The 3527-nt window shown below is 68.6% G+C and carries 6 protein-coding genes; all 6 read left to right on the top strand.

Features of this window, described 5'->3' with window-relative positions; genetic code table 11:
* Nucleotides 1-288 (top strand): crosslink repair DNA glycosylase YcaQ family protein (locus tag QK444_RS34210; RefSeq protein WP_282786154.1); only part of this gene is annotated, 288 nt, incomplete at its 5' end.
* Nucleotides 289-355: 67 nt separating this feature from the next.
* Nucleotides 356-1501, top strand: coding sequence for a serine hydrolase domain-containing protein (locus QK444_RS34215; RefSeq protein WP_282786155.1), 1146 nt, complete (start codon nucleotides 356-358; stop codon nucleotides 1499-1501).
* A 108-nt stretch (nucleotides 1502-1609) separates the two neighbouring features.
* The gene (locus tag QK444_RS34220) at nucleotides 1610-1912 is read left to right on the top strand and encodes a hypothetical protein (protein WP_282786156.1); all 303 of its coding nucleotides are present in this window, start codon (nucleotides 1610-1612) and stop codon (nucleotides 1910-1912) included.
* Nucleotides 1905-2249, top strand: a complete 345-nt coding sequence (locus QK444_RS34225) for a hypothetical protein (protein WP_282786157.1) — start codon at nucleotides 1905-1907, stop codon at nucleotides 2247-2249. The genes QK444_RS34220 and QK444_RS34225 overlap by 8 nt, the downstream gene beginning before the upstream one ends.
* Before the next feature lie 103 nt (nucleotides 2250-2352).
* Entirely contained in the window at nucleotides 2353-3255 is a 903-nt protein-coding gene (locus QK444_RS34230) for an FAD-dependent monooxygenase (RefSeq protein ID WP_349239561.1), read from the top strand.
* On the top strand, nucleotides 3228-3527 hold a 300-nt coding region (locus QK444_RS36530), incomplete at its 3' end, for an FAD-dependent monooxygenase (protein WP_349239562.1). The genes QK444_RS34230 and QK444_RS36530, both read left to right, overlap by 28 nt.

The raw sequence follows: 3527 nt of genomic DNA on the forward strand, positions 1-3527 counted from the left end.
GCCGCATCCGTTCGTCTGCTCGGCGCGTTCGACCAGTACGTCCTCGGCCCCGGCACCAAGGACACCGAACTGCTGTCCGGGGATCATCGGGCGAAGGTGAGCCGCACCGCCGGGTGGATCGCCCCGCTCGTGCTCGTGAACGGCCGCATCGCCGGAACGTGGGAGACCGACGCGGACGACCTCGTGGTCGCCATGTTCGACGATGCGCCGCTGCCCGAACTGAAGGCCGAGTTGCCGCACATCGCTCGGGCCACCGGTCAGCCGCTGACCCGCATTCGTTCCGCGTGAAAGATCGGGGAATTCTCAGGGTTCATACCGGATGCGCTGCGGCGGTACGGCTTTCTACCGTCGGTGCATGAGGATCGTGCCGATCGCCGCTGTCGCGCTGGCGCTGCTGCCCGTGGCCGCCTGCTCCGCAATCGATTCCGCCGCGGGGCCCACCGTGGCCGGGCCGCCGACGACCGTGTCGCCCGCTCGGGTGGAGCAGGTGCGCGCCGATATCGACGCGTTGGTGCGGTCGGGGATCGCCGGGGTGATCGCGACACTGACCGAGAACGGGCAGACGGTGACCCTCACCGCCGGTGTCGCCGACCGGGAGACAGGGGAGCCGATACCGCTCGCGCCGCCGCAGCAGGTGCGGGTGGGCAGTATCGCCAAGACCTTCGTGGCGGCACTGGTCCTGCAATTGGCGGCCGAGGGGCAGATGAGCCTCGACGAGCCGGTCGACACGTATCTACCCGGACTCCTGGTGGGCGACGGCGTGGACGGCAAGGCCATCACGGTTCGCCAGCTGCTCCAACATCGCAGTGGGCTACCGGAATTCAGCTCCGAACCGGAGATCGACGAGTACCGGGCGGGCCTGGAGGGACGCACGTTCACCCCCGCCGAGGAGGTGGCCATCGCGCTGCGGAATCCGGCGCAGTTCGCCCCCGGCGAGCGGTACGAGTACACCAATACGAACTACCTCGTGGCCGGAATGCTCGTCGAGAAGCTCACGGACAGGCCCTACGCCGAGGAACTGGCGCGGCGCATCACCATCCCCGCGCAGCTCCCCGATACGTATCTGCCCGCCACCGGCGAATTGGACATCCGGGGGCCGCATCCACACGGATACGCGCCCGTCGACGGCGTGCCCACCGATGTCACCCGCATCGAGCCGTCCGTGCCGTGGGCGGCCGGAGCCCTGGTCTCCACCGGCAACGACCTCAATCGCTTCTACGCCGCCCTGCTGGCCGGAAAGATCGTCGCCGAGGCCCAGCTGCGCGAGATGCTCGACGGCCTGCCCCGCGCCGCCGACGATCCCTTCCAGTACGGACTCGGCATCGGGGTCGCCGAACTACCCTGCGGCGCACGGTACTTCGGTCACACCGGGGGCATCTACGGCTTCATCACGGTCTCCGGCGCGACTCCGGAGGGCCGGGCCGTCACCATCACCATGACCGAGGTCATCGAGGAGCGCCAGGACACCATGAGCCTGCTGTCGCACGCCCTGTGCCCCTGACGCGGACGACCGTCGCGGGCTGTCGCACGACACACCGCTACCGACCGCGGTAGTCCGCGCAAGTGCGATCCATGCCCATGCTGGTAGTCTTGTCGGTAGTCTGCCGATGTGGCGATCGTGTGGTACTGGGCGTTGGCGCAGCTGCTGGCGAGGACCGGTGTGGACATCGACGAGGTGTTCGAGATGGTCAACGCTTGGCAAACCGGCACGCGGCGGGTTCGGCTCGAGCTCGCCACGGACACCGCGACCGGGCTGCGCACCTTCGTCATCTCCGGCCGCGCGGACAACGGCCGGGCCATCGCCGCCTACGCCCGCCACACCGGCCGCGACATCTACATCTTCGACGCGACCTATCTCACGGAAGAGCAGATCGCCGACTTCGAACGCTGGGAGGCGACCCACCATGACTGACCCGTTCCACGAGATGAGCCCCGCCGAAGTGGCGGCGATCAAGGACCGACTCGAACTCACCGGCGAGACAGTGACCGAGAAGGAGCTGGGGATCGCCATCGGCCCCGACGCCGAACCGGTGTTCGTTCCCCGTTCGATCAAGATGCCGTACGACCTGGACCGAGCGTGCAAGGCCCGAGCCACGGCGCTGGGCATGTCGCAGTCGGCGTATATCCGCTCGCTGATCGAGAACGACATCGCGACCGCCGGAATCGGCAAACAGCGGCCCGCCTGGGTACGCGAACTGCTCGCCGTGATCGCCCACCACGAGAACGACGACAGCCGCAAGGCATCCTGACCTGCCGCCAGACCGCAACGACCGGCTCGGCGGATCGCTTGAACCCCATCGACGATTGGACTACTACTTATTGTAGTAGAAATCGCAAAGGGGTTGGACGGCTGTGAAATACGCGCAATGCTGTGTAGTGGGTGGCGGACCGGCGGGGATGATGGCGGGGCTGCTGTTGGCGCGGGCCGGGGTGCGGGTGACCGTCGTCGAGAAGCACGGTGACTTTCTTCGGGACTTCCGGGGTGACACCGTGCATCCGTCGACGTTGCGTCTGCTCGACGAACTCGGGTTGGGGGAGAAGTTCGCGACACTGCCGCAGCGCAAGCTGGAGCGGATGCGCATGCACATCGGCGACCGCACCGTGGTGGCCGCCGACTTCACCCGGATTCCGGGGCCGCATCGGCACATCGCCATGGTGCCGCAGTGGGACTTCCTCAATCTGCTTGCCGAATCTGCGTGTGCGGAGCCGTCTTTCACCATTCGCATGGCGACCCAGGTGATCGGAACGCTGCACGAAGGCGACCGGATCGCCGGCGTCCGGCTGCGCGAGACCGACGGCTCCACCACGGAACTGCGCGCCGATCTCGTCCTCGCCTGCGACGGGCGCGATTCGGTGGTGCGGGACGCGGCGGGACTACGGCAGGACACCTTCGAGGTGCCCATGGACGTCTGGTGGCTGCGCATTCCGGCGGGCGCGGGGGACCGGCACGACGGTCAGGTCTTCGCCCGCTTCGAGGCGGGGCGGGCGGCGGTGACCATGGATCGCGGCGACTACTACCAGACCTCCTATCTGATTCCGAAAGGCGCGGACGCGCGGCTGCGCGCCCGGGGCATCGAGTGGCTGCGCGGCGAACTGGCCGAACTGTTCGGCTGGGGCGACGCGACGGTGGCCGCCATCGAATCCTGGGACGACGTGAAACTGCTGCGCGTCACCATGGGTCGGCTGACACCGACGGACTGCTGTGCCTCGGCGATGCCGCGCACACCATGTCCCCGGTCGGCGGCGTCGGCGTGAACCTCGCGATCCAGGACGCCGTGGCCGCCGCCCGCATCCTCGCCGCCCCGCTGCGCTCCGGCACCCTCACCACCGCCGACCTGGCGAAGGTGCAGAAGCGGCGTTGGCTGCCGACCGCCGCCGTCCAACGACAGCAACTCGGCGAACACGACATGCTGCTGCGCCCCTGCCTGGACGGCACCCTCGACGGCCTCCCCGCGCCCCTGCGCCTGCTGGAGCGGATTCCCGCCCTGGCCGGGCTCACCGCGTACTTCGGCGGAATCGGCATTCGC

It is taken from the genome of Nocardia sp. CC201C, assembly GCF_030010695.1.
GTDB lineage: Bacteria > Actinomycetota > Actinomycetes > Mycobacteriales > Mycobacteriaceae > Nocardia > Nocardia otitidiscaviarum.

Coding starts and splice junctions, on each gene's coding strand:
- QK444_RS34215 (WP_282786155.1), top strand. CDS start 356: ATGAGGATCGTGCCGATCGCCGCTGTCGCGCTGGCGCTGCTGCCCGTG.
- QK444_RS34225 (WP_282786157.1), top strand. CDS start 1,905: ATGACTGACCCGTTCCACGAGATGAGCCCCGCCGAAGTGGCGGCGATC.